This is a genomic window from Vibrio sp. HI00D65, assembly GCF_001635455.1.
Lineage (GTDB): Bacteria > Pseudomonadota > Gammaproteobacteria > Enterobacterales > Vibrionaceae > Vibrio.
The window spans coordinates 195,551-216,624 of record NZ_LWEH01000091.1 but is presented as its reverse complement, the minus strand read 5'-3'; the positions used below and the strand labels follow the sequence as shown (position 1 = coordinate 216,624).

The 21,074-nt window shown below is 43.7% G+C and carries 19 protein-coding genes and 2 pseudogenes; 20 read left to right on the top strand and 1 reads right to left on the bottom strand.

Annotation, left to right across the window (positions count from 1 at the left end):
• Positions 1 to 14 precede the first annotated feature (14 nt).
• The 14 genes and pseudogenes from A3712_RS09735 (at position 15) to A3712_RS09670 (ending at position 18,072) form a co-directional block, all read left to right on the top strand.
• Positions 15 to 5,528 carry an amino acid adenylation domain-containing protein gene (locus tag A3712_RS09735; RefSeq protein ID WP_443083590.1) on the top strand — a complete coding sequence of 1,838 codons (5,514 nt, stop codon included), beginning with the start codon at positions 15 to 17 and terminating at the stop codon, positions 5,526 to 5,528.
• A 163-nt stretch (positions 5,529 to 5,691) separates the two neighbouring features.
• The gene (locus tag A3712_RS09730) at positions 5,692 to 7,875 is read left to right on the top strand and encodes a TonB-dependent siderophore receptor (RefSeq protein ID WP_063523302.1); all 2,184 of its coding nucleotides are present in this window, start codon (positions 5,692 to 5,694) and stop codon (positions 7,873 to 7,875) included.
• Positions 7,865 to 8,842, top strand: coding sequence for a GNAT family N-acetyltransferase (locus tag A3712_RS09725; protein WP_063523275.1), 978 nt, complete (start codon positions 7,865 to 7,867; stop codon positions 8,840 to 8,842). The genes A3712_RS09730 and A3712_RS09725 overlap by 11 nt, the downstream gene beginning before the upstream one ends.
• A gap of 75 nt (positions 8,843 to 8,917) precedes the next feature.
• A complete protein-coding gene (locus A3712_RS09720) occupies positions 8,918 to 10,201 on the top strand; it encodes a lysine N(6)-hydroxylase/L-ornithine N(5)-oxygenase family protein (protein ID WP_063523274.1) in 1,284 nt (427 codons plus the stop codon).
• Positions 10,202 to 10,358: 157 nt separating this feature from the next.
• Positions 10,359 to 10,613, top strand: coding sequence for a DUF3297 family protein (locus tag A3712_RS09715; protein ID WP_082856215.1), 255 nt, complete (start codon positions 10,359 to 10,361; stop codon positions 10,611 to 10,613).
• A 444-nt stretch (positions 10,614 to 11,057) separates the two neighbouring features.
• Positions 11,058 to 12,428: a glycerol-3-phosphate transporter gene (gene glpT / locus A3712_RS09710; RefSeq protein ID WP_063523272.1), complete on the top strand. Its 1,371-nt coding sequence runs from the start codon at positions 11,058 to 11,060 to the stop codon at positions 12,426 to 12,428.
• An 82-nt stretch (positions 12,429 to 12,510) separates the two neighbouring features.
• Positions 12,511 to 13,566: a glycerophosphodiester phosphodiesterase gene (gene glpQ, locus A3712_RS09705; protein ID WP_063523271.1), complete on the top strand. Its 1,056-nt coding sequence runs from the start codon at positions 12,511 to 12,513 to the stop codon at positions 13,564 to 13,566.
• Between the two features lie 225 nt (positions 13,567 to 13,791).
• Positions 13,792 to 14,256, top strand: a complete 465-nt coding sequence (locus A3712_RS09700) for an ASCH domain-containing protein (protein WP_063523301.1) — start codon at positions 13,792 to 13,794, stop codon at positions 14,254 to 14,256.
• A 97-nt stretch (positions 14,257 to 14,353) separates the two neighbouring features.
• Complete coding sequence (locus tag A3712_RS09695) at positions 14,354 to 15,298, top strand: D-2-hydroxyacid dehydrogenase family protein (RefSeq protein WP_063523270.1); 945 nt, start codon at positions 14,354 to 14,356, stop codon at positions 15,296 to 15,298.
• A gap of 37 nt (positions 15,299 to 15,335) precedes the next feature.
• Positions 15,336 to 15,836: a GNAT family N-acetyltransferase gene (locus tag A3712_RS09690; protein WP_063523269.1), complete on the top strand. Its 501-nt coding sequence runs from the start codon at positions 15,336 to 15,338 to the stop codon at positions 15,834 to 15,836.
• A gap of 42 nt (positions 15,837 to 15,878) precedes the next feature.
• Positions 15,879 to 16,400, top strand: coding sequence for an HAD family hydrolase (locus A3712_RS09685; RefSeq protein ID WP_063523268.1), 522 nt, complete (start codon positions 15,879 to 15,881; stop codon positions 16,398 to 16,400).
• Entirely contained in the window at positions 16,393 to 16,995 is a 603-nt protein-coding gene (locus A3712_RS09680; protein WP_063523267.1) for a class I SAM-dependent methyltransferase, read from the top strand. The genes A3712_RS09685 and A3712_RS09680 overlap by 8 nt, the downstream gene beginning before the upstream one ends.
• A gap of 114 nt (positions 16,996 to 17,109) precedes the next feature.
• Positions 17,110 to 17,474 (top strand): annotated as a pseudogene (locus A3712_RS09675) (STAS/SEC14 domain-containing protein).
• 196 nt (positions 17,475 to 17,670) lie between these two features.
• The gene (locus A3712_RS09670; protein WP_063523266.1) at positions 17,671 to 18,072 is read left to right on the top strand and encodes an NUDIX hydrolase; all 402 of its coding nucleotides are present in this window, start codon (positions 17,671 to 17,673) and stop codon (positions 18,070 to 18,072) included.
• A 30-nt stretch (positions 18,073 to 18,102) separates the two neighbouring features.
• Here A3712_RS09670 and A3712_RS09665 read toward each other — a convergent pair whose 3' ends face one another.
• On the bottom strand, positions 18,103 to 18,504 hold the full coding sequence (locus A3712_RS09665) for a YkgJ family cysteine cluster protein (protein ID WP_063523265.1): 402 nt from the start codon (positions 18,502 to 18,504) through the stop codon (positions 18,103 to 18,105).
• Positions 18,505 to 18,646: 142 nt separating this feature from the next.
• On the opposite strand from A3712_RS09665, the gene A3712_RS27730 reads away from it, so the two are divergent.
• The 6 genes and pseudogenes from A3712_RS27730 (at position 18,647) to A3712_RS28255 (ending at position 21,062) form a co-directional block, all read left to right on the top strand.
• The gene (locus A3712_RS27730; protein ID WP_197465807.1) at positions 18,647 to 18,808 is read left to right on the top strand and encodes a hypothetical protein; all 162 of its coding nucleotides are present in this window, start codon (positions 18,647 to 18,649) and stop codon (positions 18,806 to 18,808) included.
• Positions 18,781 to 19,512: a pseudouridine synthase gene (locus A3712_RS09660; protein WP_082856214.1), complete on the top strand. Its 732-nt coding sequence runs from the start codon at positions 18,781 to 18,783 to the stop codon at positions 19,510 to 19,512. The genes A3712_RS27730 and A3712_RS09660 overlap by 28 nt, the downstream gene beginning before the upstream one ends.
• Positions 19,513 to 19,571: 59 nt before the next feature.
• Positions 19,572 to 19,952: a VOC family protein gene (locus A3712_RS09655; protein WP_063523263.1), complete on the top strand. Its 381-nt coding sequence runs from the start codon at positions 19,572 to 19,574 to the stop codon at positions 19,950 to 19,952.
• 95 nt (positions 19,953 to 20,047) lie between these two features.
• Positions 20,048 to 20,472: pseudogene (locus tag A3712_RS09650) on the top strand (maltose acetyltransferase domain-containing protein).
• Between the two features lie 194 nt (positions 20,473 to 20,666).
• Positions 20,667 to 20,846 carry a hypothetical protein gene (locus A3712_RS28260; RefSeq protein WP_231891790.1) on the top strand — a complete coding sequence of 60 codons (180 nt, stop codon included), beginning with the start codon at positions 20,667 to 20,669 and terminating at the stop codon, positions 20,844 to 20,846.
• A gap of 48 nt (positions 20,847 to 20,894) precedes the next feature.
• Positions 20,895 to 21,062 (top strand): SIS domain-containing protein, encoded by a 168-nt coding sequence (locus A3712_RS28255; protein WP_231891789.1) that lies wholly within the window; start codon positions 20,895 to 20,897, stop codon positions 21,060 to 21,062.
• Positions 21,063 to 21,074: the final 12 nt, after the last annotated feature.

The window sequence follows — 21,074 nt, the reverse complement described above, 5'->3', positions numbered from 1 at the left end:
AGAATCACTCTAAAATGACGACCCAACCTAAAGCCGCTAGTCAAGGAAAAATAGACAAACATGCGTTAGCAAAACGTTTTTTACAACTGGGCAAGCCAGAACAAGTAAAGTTTATCGAGCTGCTTAGTAACAAAGGCTTAGATTTTGAAAAGCTACCGATTGTATCAGTCGGTAGTGAACAGCAAGTGGAGTTGTCACCGGCACAACAGCGCTTGTGGGATATCTATTGCTTGGACAAGGGTAACAGCGCCTATCATATGTCCGGTACGTTCCATGTAAATGGAGAGTTGGATATTGAACGCTTAACGGCATTCGTTAACCAAGTGTTGGAGCGCCATGATGTGTTACGAACGCGCTTTATTACTAATGCAACAGGGCAGGTTATTCAGTTTATTGATAAGGCTGCTGCGATGTATCCGGTCAGTATCGATGTTCAAAGCTGGAGCCAAGATCAAGTACAAGAGGTACAGCAAGAATTTATCGCCAAGGCCTTTGAACTTGAGACTGATTTGCCCATTCGAATGCAGTGCTTAAAGTTTGGTGAGGGTTCATGGAAGCTACAACTTGTTATGCATCATATTGTATCTGATGGTTGGTCTATAGGTGTATTCTTGAATGAGCTTATAGCCCTTTATCAACAAGGCAAGTTACCTGAATTACCTGTTCAATATCGTGATTACTCTCATTGGCAAAGTGCTTTGTTGGAGGCGGGGAAAGGCCTACAACACATTGAGTTTTGGAGGCGTGAACTTGAGAAAACGGATTCAAGCCTACTGTTCCCTTGGAATAGTGAAGTTACCCCAAATCAAAGGCGTATAGCTGATTCCATTAGCTATGAATTAAGCGAGTCGCAGTCTCAAAAACTCAAACAGATTGCACGCCAATTGTCGGTGACAACTTCAAGCCTCTGGTTGGGTGTTTGGCAGGCCGCATTAGCGAAGGTGACGCATCGCTCAGATATTTCTGTTGGTGTACCAATGGCGAATCGCACACGTCATGAAGTCTCTAATCTGATTGGATTCTTTGTGAATACCATGGTAATTCAGCAATCCGTAACGCCTAGCAGTCGGTTATCTGATGTCATTGAAGGGGCTCATCACAAAGTGCTTGAGGCGCAAGAGCATCAATTGTTGCCGTTTGATCAACTAGTCAATGCTCTGATGAATGAACAAAAGACCAGTGAGAAAAAGGTTCTTGAGCGAAAAGCTGGACAAACTCCCTTGTTTCAAGTGCTATTTAATCATCAAAACTCATTAGCTGATGACATTCAGTTAGACAACCAACTTACTCTGTCGGCAGAGGAACAAAGTGGTCAATTTGCGTTATTCGATATTGCACTGGATGTGCGTGAGACTGAGCGAAAAACAGGTGTGGTGTTGACCTATTCGAAGGATCGAATTGATTCAGATACGATGGTTGAGCTGAATGCTGTACTTGAAAGTTTGATCAGCGAGTTAGAGATCAAGGCGGGCAAAAATCTAGCTCAAATTAGTCATTTAACACCACACGATGCTTCAGTGTTAGAGAAGCTTTCGCAACCAGAAGGTGACTGGGCGTTCCAGTCGATCGTTGAATTAATTGCTGAACAAGCACTTGTACAACCTGATGCCATTGCATTGAAGCATCAAGACCTTGAGTTGAGTTATCAACAATTGGAATCAGCGTCATCTCTATTAGCGTCCCAAATCATTGCTCAAGGCGTGCAGCGCGATCAAGCTATCGGTGTGCTCTTTGAAAGAGGAGTGGAAATGATTGTCGCTATGGTGGCGGTAATGAAAGCCGGTGGGGCATTTCTGCCGCTTGATCCTGACTACCCAATTGAGCGTTTGGCATACATGATTCAGGATTCTAAGGCTGGGTTTGTGGTTACCCAGCAAGGGCTAGAGTCACGTTGGCAGAATATTCAATCTGAGTTTGACACATTATTACTTCAAGTCAGCTCTTTCGTTTATTGCCCGTCAGACTTAACTCAACCTTTAGACACGCGAGAATGTGAACAAGCAGAATTAGAGCCGAAGCTACTTCCGGAACAACTGGCATACATCATTTATACGTCAGGCTCTACTGGTAAGCCCAAAGGCGTGGCAATCAATCATATAGGTTTGTCGATGCACGTTCAAACCATTGGTCAGCAGTACGGCATGACGCCAGAGGATATTGAGCTTCACTTCGCTTCAATTAGCTTTGATGGTGCCGTTGAGCGTTGGACTGTACCGTTAGCGTTTGGTAGTAAGCTTGTCATTCGAGATCAAGAGTTGTGGAGTGTCGAAAAAACCTGTGAAGTGCTGTGTGATGACAATATTACCATTGCCTGTTTCCCTCCGAGCTATGTCGGGCCATTACTTGATTGGATTGAATACAAAAAGCCGTCACTCAACGTTCGTTCTTGGACACTTGGCGGCGAAGCCTTCACTGCGGAAACCTATCAGCGTTTGCAACAGATCGTAAAACCTCCTCGTATTGTCAATGGCTATGGTCCAACAGAAACAGTGATCACTCCCATGATTTGGCGCGCGTATCCGGAGGACAAATTAAACAGTGCTTATGCGCCGATTGGACAACCTGTTGGTGAACGTCGTTTATACGTTTTAGATGCGCAGCTCAACAAAGTGGGGGTTGGGAAAGTTGGGGAGTTGTACATTGGTGGAGAAGTGGGCCTTGCCCGCGGTTACTTGGAACAGCCTGACCTAACTTCGGAGCGATTCATACCCGATCCTTTTATTATTGCAGGTAATGGCAGTAACGAATCAATGGGCGAACGAATGTATCGCACTGGGGATCTGGTTCGTTGGAATAACGATGGTGTGATGGAATATATCGGCCGTGTAGACCAACAAGTTAAGATCCGAGGATTCCGCGTCGAGTTGGGTGAAATTGAAAGTCGTCTGCAATCTATCTCTAAAGTCGAACACTGTGTGGTCGTCGTCAAAGAGATCGGCCAGAAAAAACAGTTGTTTGGTTACTTACAGAGTAGTGAACCTGAGCGTTTTGAACTTGATAATATTCTCGAAGCGCTTTCAAGAGAATTGCCTGATTACATGGTACCAAGCCAATTGATGGTCTTGGATAAGCTGCCATTAACCCCTGCCGGAAAAGTCGACAGAGCGTCACTTCCAGCTATGGATAGAAAAGCCCATTCTGTCGCGACACTTGTGTTACCAAAAAACGAGCAAGAAATGTTACTTGTGGATATATGGCAACAGCTCTTAGGCACAGCTCAAGTGAGCTGCTCGGATAATTTCTTTGCATTGGGTGGTGATTCGATTCTTTGTTTACAAATGGTGAGCAAAGTACGCGTTGCAGGATACAACCTAACCCCACAACAAGTATTTGAAGCAAAAACGCTAACCGACTTAGCCGAAGCGTTGGATATTCATAAAGCCGCGAAAGAACGCGTGTTAACCGAAGAAGCGTTTGGGTTAATGCCAATACAAGCTCACTTCTTTGCTCAAGCGTTTCCTGAGCCCGATCATTGGAACCAGCATATTTGTGTCGAGCTTAAACAAGAAATGAATACGGACTATTTGGAGTTAGCGATTCAAGCCTTGGTAAAACAGCACCCAAGCTTGAGACTGGCGTTCAATCAACAGCAAGGTCATTGGAAACAACAGTATCAGCCTTATCAGGAACGTGAGTACCTATGGCGCACCTCGGTGGATTCTGAAGAAGCGTTTTCAGCGTTTGCGCAAGAAATACAGCAAAGTATGGATATTGCTTCTGGCAGGCTAATTCAAGCCGGTTATGCAGAACTTTCGGAATCACCGAATCGGTTGATGATCGCGATTCATCACTTAGCTGTGGATGGTGTGTCCTGGCGAATTCTATTAGATGACCTCTGGAAAGCGTATCAACAGCAAGTTGCAGGGCAAGTTATCGAACTGATGCCAAATTCGAGTGCAATGGATGAAACTGTTCAGTCGATTGAGCAGTGGTCATCAAGCGAACAAGGTAAGTTGATGCAATACGCTTGGCATGAACTGGCAGAAAACTCGCCTAATTTACTCGAAAACGGACCAGACATCGCTCCGGCGCTTTATCAAGACAAACAGGCCTATAAAATCGAACTTTCAAGCGAACTCAGCCAAACGTTGTTACGTGTTTCAAATACCAGTCATGGAGATACACAGAGCGTGTTGATTACTGCACTAGTGTTAGCACTATCGAGTGAAGATCAAACAGATGTACCTCTTTATTTAGAGGGGCATGGCCGTGAATCTTCTGTATTTTCGAACGTCGACCTTTCACGAATGGTAGGGTGGACAACGAGTTTGTATCCGATGATTGGGCATTTTCAGCCTGATATTCTGGGTGTGCTTAGCCAAACTCGGGAGTATCTAGAAAACGTTAAAAAAGACGGTGGTATCGGATATGGCTTGAGGTATCTAAACAAAAATACAAATGATACATATCGTGCAAGCGCGACCTTTAATTATCTTGGCCAATATACAAGCGATGGCTTCGTACACTGGTGTGCACCTATTGAAGATGGGAGCTTGCCTCAATCTGGGGTAAATCAGATGCTGACACCGCTTGTAGTAAACGCACAAGTTGTATCTGGCAAACTGAGTTTGTCATGGGAGTTCGCAACGACGCATTATTCTTTGGCTGACATTGAGAAGATCGCAACTCGATATATTGCGAGTTTAACGGCTCTTATCGCGGCAATGAATGAGCAAGCGCAAACCGTACAAACCAATGAATGCTCACCTAACCTGCGACTGATTGAAAAACTCAACACTACTGCTGACGAGAATGAACCTGTTTTCTGCATCCACCCTGTAACAGGGCGCGTGACTGGTTACCAAAGGCTTGCACAGGCTCTTGAGGGTGAAAGAAGCGTGTTTGGAATCAAGTCGAAGAGCTTCATTTTAGATGATGTTTTTGATACGTCGTTTGCTGATATGGCGGAAACCTATTATCAAACAATCAAGCAGATGCAGCCATGTGGACCATATCGGCTAGTAGGTTGGTCGTTAGGCGGGGCTCTTGCCCAAGAAATCGTAAGTCGTCTAGAGAAAAATGACGATGATATTGAATTCGTTGGTTTACTTGATTGTTATGTGCCAGGTACCGAAATCGCTGAAGATCAGTGGGACTCACCAACCTCGAAAACCAAGCTTATAGAACATATTACATTGCTATTAGGCTCCATTACGAAAGACCAAGGAAAACGGTGTGTGCAGTTGCTTGATTCCGTGGTGCCATCAAGGTGGCCAGAAGTGTTTAATACATGGTTATCGGAAAATCAGTTCGATAGATACATGGCAGATAACGCGAAACAAATGCTCTATAGCTGGGCTGTTGAACAACACATGCGTGCACTGTGTCGTGGGTATCAATTACCAAACATAAAAACCCAGTTGCATTGTTGGTGGGCAGGGCAGCCAAATGGGCGCTCAGAGCTGTTATCAAAAGGGTTGAATAAGCACAACGACCTCCAATTTTCCGCCGTTGTAGACACCGATCATTTAGGGATCGTGCAGAATAATACAGTAATCAATGACTTATACGGGCATTTGTATCGTTAATAATATTATGAATAACTATTGCTGAGATGTTTTATTTTGAAAATTACGTGGTAAACTCCGTTAAATTATTAATCGCAATGATAACCATTATCGTTGTTTTTTGTGTTTTTATTACAATTGGTTCATAGCCGTTTTGAAGGAGAAATATATGAATCGGCACTTTATGCGCACCCCAACTGCTCTTGCGGTCGCTTTAGTTATATCGTCAGGAATGGTCCAGGCCAACGAAGATGAAACCGTTGTTGTTATTGGGCAGCAACTCGAAGATAGCTCAGTAGGTCCAGATTTTAGTTACGTAGGGTTAAGCAGCCGAACAGCAACAAAAACAGACGTTGCGATAGGTGAGACACCACGTGCAATTTCTATTGTGACTCGTGAACAGATGGACGACCGAGCGTCGATCAGTATTGCCGATGCACTGCAATACACACCGAGTATCCAAGCGAATTATTTTGGTGAAGACAACAAGCAAGACTGGTTTGTTATCCGTGGCTTTCAGCAAGCAAACAGTGGCTTGTATCAAGATGGAACGCGTTTGTACTCATCGGGTTTTTACAGTTGGCAAATCGACCCGTTTGGTTTGGAACGCGTCGAGATTTTACGAGGCCCGGGCTCTGCGTTATATGGTCAAACCCCTCCTGGTGGTGTAATTAACGTCGTGAGCAAGCGTCCACAATTTGATAGTGGTTCTGGTCAGTTTGCTCTTGAGTACGGCACAGATGACCGTAAGCAAATCAGTTTAGATGTGAACTCTGAAGTCAACGATAAAATGGCTTTCCGTCTTCAAGCGCTTGGTCGTAAAAATGGCAGCCGTGTCGATGGTGTAGAAGCTGAACGCATTTTTATCGCTCCTTCTCTGACTTACAAGTTCACAGACGACACAAAAATTACATTACTAACGAGCTACCAGAAAGATGATTCTGATCCGTACCTACAATTCTTGCCAATGGAAGGGACGTTAACGTCGAATCCAAACGGGAAAATCAGTGATAGCACTTCGGTAGGTAATTCAGATTGGGATACGTTCGAGCGTGAACAGCTGTCAGTAGGTTATGAATTTGAACATCATTTTAATGACACTACCTACTTCATGCAGAACACACGTTACAGCAAGATGGACATCAACCTTCGTCAAATGTACACGCTTGGCTACATGAAAGACTTTGGCCTTCCTGACCCAACAAGCAGTAATATTGTACGCGGGGCTACTACTGAAGAAGGCTCGTCTGACGCATTTAATATCGACAACCGTGTTGTGCACACCTTTACTACTGGCATCGTAGAACATACTTTGTTGGCTGGTATCGATTATCAAAATATTGATATCGATAGTAAGGACTATCCTACAGACGGTGTTGGAATTAATGTTAGAGATCCACTTGTCGCAGTTGATGGAAACCTACAGTTTAACATTTTTGACCCTACATATGGCAACAATGTCGCTTTGATCAATCCGATTACCCAGCAACCGTACACAGAGTCGGATCGTGAAACGACTAAAACAAAAAACCACCAATTGGGTCTGTATTTACAAAATCAAATGATGATTGCGGACAAGTGGGCAGTGCAAGTTGGTGTTCGTTACGACGATTCCCAAAACAAGACACATAACACGACTACGGGCGCAAAAACTAAGGTTGATAACGAAGAGTGGACAACCAACTTCGGTGTTGCTTACTTGATGGATAGTGGCTTTACACCTTATGCGAGCTATGCCCAGTCGTTTAATCCTATTATCGAACTAGATGACAATAAAAATCCTGCGAAACCAGAACGTGGTGAGCAATACGAAGTGGGCTTGAAATACCAACCGCGTAGTTTTGAAGGCTACTTCAACATTGCGGCATTTCAAGTATCCAAAGAGAACTTGAAGAGTATGCATAAAACACAATTCACGCAAATTGGTGAAGTCCGCAACCGTGGCATTGAACTGGAAGCGGTGGCAAACGTGACCGAAGCATTGACTTTGATTGGTAATGTGTCGTTCATTGATTCTGAAATCACTGAAGATGCTGACAACAGTATTGTGGGGAACACGCCGTCACAAATTGCCGATCAACTGGCTTCGGCTTGGGCAAACTATCGTTTCTTGAGTGGTCCACTTGATGGCTTAACCGTTGGTGCGGGTGCACGTTACGTTGGTGATTCGTATGCCGACAATACAGAAACTAACGTCGTTCCTTCTTACACATTGTTTGACGCAACACTGAGTTACCGAATCGAAGATTACAAGTTCCAAGTTGCAGCTAAGAACCTAGCGGACAAAGAATACGTAGCGACTTGCGCTGGTTCTTGTTATTACGGTGATCGCCGTAACGTAATTGCGAGCGTAACCTATGACTGGTAAGAGCCAGCCTCTGAACACTCTGTCCGATGGACAGAGTGTTTCGTTAAGAGAGGCACAAGACAGTTACTGCGTTGAAGTTAGTTCTGGTGTGGTTGAAGTTGTGCGGGAAACAAACCAGTTTTGGCGTTTAACTCAAATGACCGCGTTAAACACGGAGCAACTTTCTGCTTTTGCACTTCTATTCTCTGCTAACCCCAAAATTCGAACGATTGAACTTGGGCTGTTTAGAAGTGAAGTATTGGATTCTTTGTGCTTTGAAACTGCTGAGGGCTTAAAGGTGCTTTGGCGTGAAGCCATTATGCAAGTTCCTGAACTTTGGCTTAAGAATCGACACCGAACGCTTTACCCCCATAAGCAAGTTCTCGATGCGGCAGGTTATCATCCCGCGAGGCCAAAGCCCTTATTGGGTGAATTGTATCGTCGTTATATTCCTGAACTTAACGCCGTTCTCACTCTAGAGGGCTTGGATGTCGACAAGCACTTAACCTTCTTCAATAAGTGGCAAAACAGCCAACGTGTAGCGAATTTCTGGGAGCAAACGGGTTCACTGGAAGAGCACAGACGGTACTTAGAAGAGTCGGTAAAAAACAATAAGAATCAGCTTCTTATTGTGTGTTTAGACAATCAGCCTTTCGCCTACATCGAAGTGTACTGGACCAAAGAAGATCGAATCGCCCCGTATTACGCTGCAGGTGATTATGACCGTGGAATCCACATGCTGGTAGGGGAAGAGTCTCACCGTGGCGCACATAAAGTTGCGGCTTGGTTACCCTCTGTTTGTCATTTCATTTACTTATCCGACCCCCGAACTGAAAAGATTGTTAGTGAGCCACGAGCCGATAACGACAAGATGATCGGGTACCTACAAAAATACGGTTTTGCAAAAGTTAAAGAATTTGAGTTTCCGCATAAGCGTGCGGCTTTGATGTGTCAGTTGAAAGACACCTTCTTCAGCAACGAGTTTTAGCCGTTAAATAGTCAGTGCTGAAGAATGGAGTCGGAATAGGGGGCTTCGTTCCCAAAAATTTTCATAAGGTTATGTATGACAAGACAAATTAAGGAATATGATGTTCTAGGTGTAGGCTTTGGTCCTGCAAATTTATCGATAGCTATTACACTGGAAGAGCTGGCTAAAGGTAATGGTTTAAGTTATTGCTTCTTGGAGCAAAAATCTCACTTTGAATGGCACGGCGGCATGTTGCTTGATGGTACAAGAATGCAAATATCGTGCTTGAAGGACCTGGTGACATTGCGCAACCCAACGAGCCCTTATTCATTCGTTAACTATTTGCACACCAAAGACAGGCTTAACGCTTTCATTAACCTAGGTAGTATGAATCCTTCTCGTCTCGAGTTTAATGATTATCTGACGTGGGTCGCAAATCAATTCTCAGATCGAGTGAGTTACGGCCAACGAGTCATTAATATTGAGGCAATGGAAGAAGATGGTCATACTTCTAAAGTGAAGGTCACGTCTACTGACATTCACGGCAATCAAACGGTTCGAATTGCAAAGAACCTCATTGTTGGTATGGGCGGCATGCCAAAGCTTCCGAAACAGTTTGAAGGTCATGATAACGAAAATATTATTCACTCTTCGAAGTATAAGGTGTGGCGTGAAACCTTTAAGTCAAAATCGAAGCCTAAGATTGCAATTGTGGGCGCAGGGCAGAGTGCTGCTGAAATATTTGTTGATCTGACGAACCGTTACTCCGGCGGTGAAGTTCACATGATTAACCGCCGCTTTGCATTGCACCCAGCCGATGATAGCCCGTTTGTAAACGAGGTGTTTGACCCTGAATTTACAGACCAAATGTATGAAAGCACGCAAGAACAACGTGACCATATTCTTTCCCGCTTTAGCTCAACTAACTATTCCGTTGTGGATACAGAAGAACTCAATGCAATTTATGAGCTTCTTTACTTACAGAAAGTAACAGGTGAAGGTAAACATCAACATCTACGTTGCCACGACATTCAAGAAGTAGCAGTGAAAGACGACAAAGTGGCGTTGCGCTTGAGTGACACAATCAACAAGGTGCAGACATGGAATGAATACGACGCGATCATTCTTGCTACTGGTTATAGATACGATGAGTTCAACCAAATGCTCAGCTCCATTGAACCCTTGATTGATAGTAAATCGGTAGGGCGTTCATACCAATTAGATATGAAGTCAAACTGCGGGGTTAAGATTTTCCTACAGGGGTGCTGTGAGTCTTCACATGGTCTGAGTGATACGTTGCTTTCAGTGTTGGCTGTTCGTTCTCGAGAGATTGTAGAAGCGCTTCTTGAAACCGAGGAGCTAACTTTAGAAAAAGAATAATTTTAAGTATGTGAATAGTGCCTAGGTTGTCGTTAAATCAAACAACTAGGCGCTGATTAAAGCTATCAATACGATTTATCACAGCAGTTGTTGAGCACAAAGCCTATATTGACTAGAATGACGCACTTTTTTATTTACTTACATACAGGTAATGAACATGAGCGATACTAATTCAAGACCAGCTTTACCAGATCATCTTGCAGGCAACCCACGCAGCCCACACCACGTGGCTGAGTGTTTCGAATACCCAATCGGTATCCGTCTAAATGGTAATGAGCGTACTGATGTTGAAGAATACTGCATCAGCGAAGGTTGGGTGAAGATTCCTTCTCCTAAAGCACTTGATCGTTTCGGTCAGCCAATGCTTATCACTCTTAAAGGCACTGTAGAAGCTTACTACATCGAAGAATAATAGATTGTTGTAGCTGAAATCAGCTGCGGAATACTGTTTACAGAAGGGGCTAGAGAAATCTAGGCCCTTTTTTGTCTTTGTACCGTCCTAAATATGCTTCTAGAAATAGAAAGTTGTCTTGTCACCATCATAAAACGCAGTATTCAATATGCAGCCAGGACAATAATACAACGTACTGTGGTTGTTTTGTACGCGATTGCTCACCTTTGGCTAGTGCTTGCTCGATTTGCAATTGATTAAATAGTAAACGAACGTTCAAAAATATGAAGCATGATCTAATTAAATGAAACTAATTTGCTGTATTTAAACAATTTTATTGTTATTAGCTATATGCATCACAGAAATTATTCCTGAAGCACATACAATCCCTTCTGTTTTCGAATGAGCGTTAATTTTTTCGTTCGAGCATTTTATTCTTCCTTCGCCCAATAACATGAGGTTCCTATGTTTGGAATATTCAAACCTATGGCGCATATCGATCGCTTGTCATCAGATAAGATCGATAGCACTTACACACGATTACGATGGCAACTGTTCATCGGTATTTTTGTTGGCTATGCGGGTTACTACCTAGTCCGTAAAAACTTCAGTTTGGCAATGCCTTACTTGATTGAACAGGGTTTCAGCCGTGGTGAGCTAGGGGTGGCATTAGCAGCCGTGTCTATTGCTTACGGTTTATCTAAATTCTTAATGGGTAGCGTTTCTGACCGTTCTAACCCTCGTTATTTCCTCAGTGGTGGCTTGTTAATGTCGGCACTGGTTATGTTCTGCTTTGGTTTTATGCCTTGGGCAACCGGCAGCATAACAGCAATGTTTATTCTTCTTTTCTTAAACGGTTGGTTCCAAGGTATGGGCTGGCCAGCGTGTGGACGAACCATGGTGCACTGGTGGTCACGTAAAGAGCGTGGCGAGATCGTGTCAGTATGGAACGTTGCTCACAACGTGGGTGGTGGATTGATTGGTCCAATGTTCTTACTGGGTCTGTGGGCTTTTAACGACGATTGGCGAACCGCTTTTTATGTTCCTGCATTTTTTGCCACTCTCGTTGCTATTTTTATTTGGTTCACAGTAAGAGATACCCCTCAATCTTGTGGTCTACCGCCAATTGAAGAGCACAAAAACGATTACCCAGATGATTACGACAAGTCTCACGAAACTGAGATGACAGCGAAAGAGATCTTCTTTAAGTACGTATTTAATAACAAATTACTTTGGTCTATCGCGATTGCAAACGCGTTCGTTTACCTAATTCGATATGGTGTACTGGACTGGGCTCCTGTTTACCTAAAAGAAGCGAAAGACTTCTCTGTAGATAAATCTTCTTGGGCTTACTTCTTGTACGAGTGGGCTGGTATTCCTGGCACGCTGTTGTGTGGTTGGATCTCAGATAAACTATTCAAGGGCCGCCGTGCTCCAGCAGGTATCTTGTTCATGGTATTGGTGACTATTGCGGTCCTAGTTTACTGGTTTAACCCGGCAGGTAACCCAACCATTGATATGATGGCACTGATTGCGATTGGTTTCCTAATCTACGGTCCGGTAATGCTAATTGGCCTGTACGCACTTGAACTTGCACCTAAGAAAGCTGCAGGTACAGCCGCAGGTCTAACAGGACTATTCGGTTACTTAGGTGGCGCAGTTGCAGCAAACGCGGTGCTAGGCTTCATGGTTGACCATTACGGATGGGATGGTGGTTTCACTATCTTGGTTGGTGCTTGTGTTGCTTCAATCATCTGTCTGCTATACGCGTTTGTCGGTGAGCGTAAGCACCATAAAGAGAAAAGCCTTGAGCAAGAGAAAGAGGCAATAGCTTAATTATTATTTAACTCAACAGCATCATACCAATAATCAAACGAGGCAGGGATAACCTGCCTCTATTTTATCAAGGAATAGAACAATGAAAACAACGTCCCTGTCCCTGACTCTGCTGGCTCTAAGTTTATCGGCTAACGCATTTGCCGATCCTTTGGTGATTGCTCACCGAGGCGCATCGGGTTACTTACCTGAGCACACTCTGCCTGCTAAGGCTCTTGCGTATGCAATGAAACCGGACTATATCGAACAAGATGTTGTGATGACCAAAGACGACCAACTCGTCGTACTTCACGATCATTATTTGGATCGCGTTACCGATGTTGCTGAGCGCTTTCCTGACCGTGCGCGTGAAGATGGGCGCTACTACGCGATAGACTTTACGCTCGCTGAGATCAAATCATTAAGAGTGACAGAAGGCTTTAATCTTGATGAGCAAGGGAACAAGGTCGCAGGTTACCCAACACGCTTCCCAATGTGGCAGTCTGATTTCCGAGTACCAACGTTTGCAGAAGAAATCGAAATGATCCAAGGTTTGAATAAGACCCTTGGTTATGACGTTGGTATCTACCCAGAAATCAAAGCACCTTGGTTCCACCGTCATGAAGGCAAAGACATTTCTAAAGCAGTACTGGCTACCTTGCATCAATATGGTTACTTATCTAAAGATGATAAGGTCTACTTGCAGTGTTTCGATGCGAACGAACTAAAACGTATAAACGACGAACTCATGCCTGCGATGGAAATGGACCTCAAGCTGGTTCAGCTGATGGCTTACACGGACTGGAATGAAACCATGACTTACAAAGGCGACGTAGCGACGCCTTATAGTTATGATTGGATGTTCGAGAAAGGCGGCATGGAAAAAGTGGCGACTTATGCTGACGGTATTGGTCCTTGGAAACCTATGCTGGTGGACGATGCATCAACCAAAGGCAATATCATCATTAAGCCATTGATGAAATCAGCGAAAGACGCAGGCTTAGATGTTCACCCATATACATTCCGCGCTGATCCAGGCCGAATTCCAGGTTATGTCGATAACTTCGATGGTATGTTGGACGTGTTTTATAACCAAGTGAAAGTCGACGGCGTGTTTACCGACTTCCCAGATAAAGCGGTAGACTTCTTAAACCGCTAATTGGTTAATCCACAATAAAATACAAAGAGTTAAAAGCACTGCCTGAAGGTGTTTTTAGCTCTTTTTTTGATCTAACAGTCCTGCATTAAATCTACTCTCTGAGCACACACTTTAATCGTTACTTGGTTTACACCGTTTACACTCCTTGATAGGTTACGCGCAATGCAGTCAGTTGCTCAATATATAGTGCTTCTGGCTGAAATAAATATTGAAAATGGACCCATTATGGAAAAAAGAAGCAAAGTCTATCTAGATAGTTATCTCAAGTCACTGCCGGCTGAAGTTGCCAAACAATACACCTCATTCAGTGCCGACTATTACTGTGCGGATGAGTACAACGCCAATCTATGCGCGCAGCTGATACTGAAAGGTGAAAAACAAGCCTCGTGCAGCATGGAATATTGGTACAGCCATGAAGGCGAAACCATGCCCGTTGTTGGACATTTACAGGTGGTCACTGATTGGAACGGTGATCCTGTCTGTATTGTTGAACTTACATCGGTGTCATTGTGCCCATATAACCAGGTGACGGCTGAGTTTGCTGCCGCTGAAGGCGAGGGTGATAAAACGTTGGCATGGTGGCGAGAAGCGCACTGGAATTTTTTCTCTCGTGAATGCGATGACTTAAAGATCACACCAAGTGAAGACATGATGTTGGTGCTCGAGCGTTTCAAAGTCGTCCATCAATAATTGACTTTATCTATACAGAGTGCCACAAGTTAAATGAATCTTAACCCGTGGCACTGAACGCTCAAAAATAGCAAAGCAATAGAACAAGGAGTGTGTAGTGAAAATTGCGATACTGGATGATTACCAAAATACAGTAAAAAGTCTCGAGTGTTACCGAAAGTTGCAAGATCATGACGTTACCGTATTCACCGAGACCTATCCAGAAAATGAACTAGTGTTGAAGCTGTACGACTTTGAGGCGCTTGTACTCATCCGCGAGCGTACTGAAATCACTGTGTCGCTGCTATCTGAGCTGCCAAACCTAAAAGTGATCAGTCAAACCGGAAAAGTCAGTAATCACATCGATTCACAGCTATGTGAACGTTTCGGTGTGAAAGTGTTAGAGGGACGAGGTTCACCTGTCGCGCCCTCTGAGCTCTGTTGGGCATTGATTATGGCGGCATCTCGTCACATTCCTACTTACGTTTCAAACCTCAGACAGAACCGATGGCAAAGTTCAGATGTACTCGGTTTAGGCAGAACGCTTAGGGGGCTAAAGCTTGGTATTTGGGGTTATGGAAAAATCGGGCGCTGCATCGCGCAATACGCCAAAGCGTTCGGGATGGATGTAACGGTGTGGGGTAGCCAGAACTCGCGAGAGCAAGCACAAGCCGATGGATTCGAAGCGGCAGTAACCAAGCAGGCATTTTTCGAAAGTGTGGACGTACTCTCATTACACCTTCGTTTAAACAATGTCACTAAAGGCTGTGTTACTGCTAATGACCTCAGCGTAATGAAACCTGACTCGCTATTCGTGAATATCAGCCGTGCGGAGTTAGTCGAGCCTAATGCGTTATTTGATGAACTCACCAAAGTACCAAGTAAACGAGCAGCTATTGATGTGTTTGATATTGAGCCCGCGACACCTGATAACGAGCCGCTGCTGTCTCTACCAAACGTTACTGCAACACCGCATTTGGGCTACGTTGAACAAAATAGTTACGAACTCTACTTTGATATCGCTTTTGATAACATTCTGATCTATCAAAAAGGTGGCATATAGGGTTAGAATCTGCCCAAACAAAAAAAGTAGAGAAAGTATGAACTTAACAGTTAGACAAGTCGTAGTAAGCGATGCTCAAGACGTAATTGATGTATTGAATCCAATTATCAGTGAAGCTCGTTACACTATCTTGGATAAGATGTTTTCGGTCGAAGAAGAAAAGGCATTTATTGAGTCGTTTCCAGATCGAGGTGTATTCAGTGTTGCTGTCAATGAAACGACTGGTGACCTGTTTGGTTTTCAAAACGTAGAGCCGTTTGCCTCATATACGAAAGCCTTTGACCATGTGGGTATTATTGGGACTTATGTTGATGCAAACAGTCGTGGACAAGGCGTTGCAAAACAGTTATTTGAACATACATTTGAAGTCGCAAAAGCCAAAGGCTACGAAAAGCTTTTTGCTTATGTTCTAGCCGATAACGAGCGCGCATTGGCGGTGTACCGCAAACAAGGCTTTGAGATTGTCGGAATTGCAAAGAAACACGCCAAGATTGGTGAGCAGTACTTTGATGAGATTCTTATCGAGAAATTCTTATAAGTACCGCAAAACATTCGTAACATCATCGATGCAGGAGGCATGATGAACAGAGGTACAAAATCAACGGTTGCAACCAAGCTGACCAAAACCGTATTATTTGATTGGGGCAACACCTTAATGACCGACTTCCCAGACGCACAAGGGAAAATGTGTGACTGGGAAATCGTACAACAAGTGAGTGGAGCACAAGCTTTACTCGCTGAGTTGTCAAAGCATCACAACATCTACATTGCTACTAATGCGGCTGATTCAAGCAAAACTGACATCATCCGCGCGTTTGAGCGAGTTGGCCTGTCGCAATACATTGATGGTTACTTCTGTAAGGCGAGTATTGGCTTATCTAAATACGAACCGGGCTTCTATTCTGCGATCATCTCGCAACTCGGGATAAAGCCACAAGAGATCACCATGATTGGCGATTCTCTAGAAAAAGATATCTACCCAGCGCTTGAAGCTGGCCTACAGGCTGTTTGGCTCAACACAGAAGGTGCCATCGCAGATACAATCTTACCTATTGTTGAGGTTCAAAACCTGATCGAACTACTGGAGTTATGCAATGGATGATCACTCAGAGATTTGGCGTCAGTATTATCAAAAAGCCTTAGATAAACCTCATTTAAAAAGAACAGAATTCGCTATGAAGCTGAACGAATCAGGCTTAAATGTCGCGATTGACTGCGGATGTGGTACAGGAAGTGACATTGAGTTTTTAGAGCAGCAAGGCCACCAAGTTTATGGCTTCGACGTTAATCCTGACTCAATATCGATATGTCGAGACAGGTTCAGTCAAAAAGCTTTGGTCGAGATATCTCAGAGCGCATTTGAAGATTATGATTATCCCAAAGCCGGGCTAGTAATCGCTAACTCCAGCCTATTTTTTGCAGAGCCGAATCAGTTCGATCAGACGTGGAAACGAATTATCGATAGCATTGATAGCTGTGGTGTATTTGCGGGCGATTTCATGGGGGTAGACGATAGTTGGGCTTATGGTTATCGAACCTCTACAACGCCTCTCACAAAGGCAAAAGTACAGAGTTTATTTGATACGTTCGAAGTTATCCGCTTTCACGAACGAGACGAACAAGCGCTTACATCATTAGGCAAGATGAAGCATTGGCATACTTACTCTGTTGTGGCGATTAAGCGACGTTCAACCTAGCAACGTTAAGCTAAAACTTTCTGTACGTTCATTTTGAAAGCAACCTCTCATTTGTTGTCTAATTAATACTCAAAGCTAAGCTTATTCTTCTAATAGAAGGGCTAGGTTAAGAGTATCGAACGTCATGGAATATCGGTTGGAATTGAGCGTGTTAGCGGCGAAACCATCATCGTGTTCAAAGCGAAAGGGAAACTAACGCACAACGACTATCAAGCGATGATACCTATCTTAAAAACCACTATAAAAGAGATCGATTCATCAGCATTAAAGGTGATGATCGATATCTCAACGCTGATGGGGTGGGGATTGCGTGCCGCATGGGATGATTTTAAACTCGGTTTAGAGCTCAACTCCAAGATAGACAAAATCGCTATTTGTGGTGACAAAAGCTGGCATCCAAAGTGGGTAGTTGGTTTGTGTCTGATGACATCAAATCAATCGAAGATCACGACTCTGCCATAGAGTGGCTTGTTGATTAGATTCATCATATCTTATTTCAAGTGACAGCTGGTGCTAAGCGTTGACCTTTAACGAACCACCAGCTGTCATTCATCGACTCCCAAAGTTATTTTTATGAAATTCAATAGAATATGCTGACGGCTATAGGTAACATACCGCCCATGCGATATCGTCGCTTTAATTAGAATAATAAGCACAATAACCAGGTCTATTAACATGAATAAGGTAATTGATAAGCTCGCTTGGATATTTATTCAAGATGGCAAGCTGCTGATGGTAAGATCAAAAGGCAAAGAACTGTTTTACCTACCGGGCGGAAAACGCGAAGCGGGTGAAAGTGATGAGCAAGCATTGATTCGTGAAATCAAAGAAGAGATTTCAGTCGATTTAGTACCGGATTCAATCAAATACGTTGAGACGTTTACTGGCCAAGCTGATGGCAAAGCGGAAGGCGTTTCTGTGCAATTGACTTGTTACGCTGCTGAGTACACGGGCGAACTATCACCAGATGCTGAGATCGAAGAGCTTAAGTTTGTAGATGGCAATGACAGAGAAGTATGTTCATTGGCGGCACTGGTTGCGCTAGATTGGTTAGAAGAGAATCAATACTTGTCGTAACGACGAGATCAGCTCCCCCAAAGATCACAATTATGAAAAGCTTGAAGGGCGACTTCCTTTCATTAAAAGGTCGAGTTTTCTTTGAGCTTTTTTCGTATCTTGCAGATCCACCACCTCAATCATCTCACACTCATCCCTGACCATCTCATTGATTAGGCTAGGGTAGTGTCGGCAATCCTCTGGGCGGTCTAAGTAAATACTGCAGGTGTATTTTGCTTGAGCGTTCGTGTTTTTGTTCGGGACCAGTTCGAGAAACGGGCAACGAGCTAAACGTTCACCGGATTGAGGATCGAACCAAATCTCACCACCGCGAACATATTCAAAGATGTCCGGGTTGAACAGTTCCCACAAATCAATCTCTACTTGAGTCGCGGCGAGGTCGCCATCCCCATATTTGATGCAACATTTTCCGCATTGATTACAATCTTTCATTCTTTGCTTCTTCGTTGGCTGACACTTTTAATGTTACCACTGATACGCGTGGCGCGTTGATTTTGTTGTTCAAAGTATAAAAATGGCGCGATAAACAGTGATACAATTTGGTTTTATAAGTGATTCATAGCAAAGGCTTCATATGAGAACGATCTTCACCACTGAAGGCGACATCAACGCAAAGAAACAGAAAGACGCTTACCCAAAGCTGGCGTTATGTGAAAACTGTGTGCGTGACTATGTGGTGATTGAACAAGGAGAGCGAACTTACCAGCCTTGTGCAAAATGTGGTGCCGACGAATAATGCGCCTTGATAAATACCTTTGTAAAAGTACAGACCTCACTAAGTCACAAGCCATTGAAAGCATTCATCATGGTGAGGTTTGTGTAAACAGTGAAGTTGTGCTCGCTGAATCCACTCAAGTACACGAAAGTAACACCATCTTGCTGAATGGCGACGCATTAACGCTACGCGCGTTTCGTTATATCTTGATGCACAAGCCAGCAGGCACCATCTGTTCCAATATCGACGAAGTGTATCCATCTCTTTTCAATTATTTAGAGTTAGATAAAGCGTCTGAACTGCACATCGCAGGGCGTTTAGATGCTGATACCACAGGATTGGTGTTAATCACCGATGATGGCCGTTGGTCTTTCGATATCACATTGCCCACGAAGTCGTGCAAAAAGGTGTACCGCGTGACATTGTCACGAGAGATTAAAGACGATGTCGCTGATAAGTTCAGAGCAGGGGTTCCACTGCAAGGTGAGAAGAACCTTACGCGCCCGGCAGAACTAGAAGTAATTAGCCCCAAAGAAGTGCTCTTGACCATCACCGAGGGTAAGTTTCATCAAGTTAAGCGAATGTTTGCTGCTGTTGGTAACCGAGTGCTTGGGTTACATAGAGAACAAATAGGCGACGTCCGTTTAGATGTTGAAGAAGGTCACTGGCGTTACCTCACTGAAGATGAAGTTAGCTCTTTCAGCCGTAACCTAAAACAAATTTAACCATAATGCACAAAGCTCAGCGATACTTCTGGGCATCAAAACAGAAGGAATTATTTATCATGGATAACCTCAAAGTCACTGAAATCAAATCGTTTGTGCCTGCAAAGGATTTCGATCTATCTAAGCTATTTTATCAAACCCTGGGGTTTGAACTCATGTCTGATTTCCATGATATCGCCTATTTTCGCCACGGTGATTATGCATTCCTTTTACAAGATTTTTACGAACCTGCGCACTGTCACAATTACATGATGCACTTGCTCGTGGAGGACGTAAAAAGTTGGTATCAGCACGTACAAAACTCTAATGTAATTGCTGAATTTGAAGTGACCGTTACCGAGGTTCTTGAGCAGCCTTGGGGAATGCTTGAGTTTTGTATCACTGACCCAAGTGGCGTGCTATGGCGTGTTGCCGAGAACATAACGCTGCGTGACTCGTAACTTGTTTTAAAGGCCAGTGAAACGCTTCAAATTATCCATATGTCGCTCTATTTATGCCGTCATTCGGGAATTAGCAAATAGGTTTAAACACAAATATGAAGGCAAAAATGCACAGCCAAGGCGTTTATTACTGTGATAACGTTGATCTGGTCGCCGAGCAAACGCAATGTTTAGAAGTGTTGTACGATTTCAATCACACTCGCCCGAGTGAAGGTAAAAAACGCCAGCAAATTATGAAGCAACTGTTCGCAGAAGTCGGCGAGGGTTGTTAGATAGAGCCGCTACTGCACGCTAGCTGGGGGCGCCGCATTCACTTAGGTAAAACTATGTATACGTAAACTTCAACCTCACGCTTGTTGACGACCCCGACATGTTCATCGGTGCGAACAGTATAGTCAGCCAAAACATCCCAGCCAATGTAGTTGCTGTTGGAAACCCTTGTAAAGTAGTACGAGAAATCAACGAACGCGGCCGAAAGTACTACCACAAAGACTGCCCTATTCCAGAAGAGCTGAAGTAAGCTATCATGTTCAGACTTTTAATGTGGGATTTTGGTCATGCTGGAGACAAAGATTCCGTATTTTCTCTCAAGCCAACTCTAGCTGTGATATAAGTCGTTGTTATATAACACACAGGTTGCATAATTAGTGTGAGCAGTAGAAACTAAACAGAGTTTTTCTGTCTAATAGAGCCGTTATGCAAATGAGGAAATGAATGGATATTTTAGAACGAGTTAAATATGTATTGAGCGAGGAAGCTAAAGCTATCCAGTCTGTTCACGTGAGCGATTCTTACAAAGACGTTGTTAAACTGATAGCAAACTGTCAGAGTAAAATTGTAACAATAGGCATTGGAAAAGCTGGGCATATCGCCATAAATTTTCAGCCACATTAAGTTCAACTGGTTCTCCGTCAGTATTTCTTCATCCCGCAGAGGCTGCTCATGGGTGATTTAGGAATCGTTAGTCCAAGTGATATTTTAATAGCATTTTCCACGAGCGGAAAGTCGCGAGAGGTAATCGAAATTCTAGAACTGGCACGTCACTTAGGAGTCACGCATATCATTGGTGTAACCTCTCATCCAGACTCAGAGTTAAGGCAACATTGTTAATATGTATTAGAC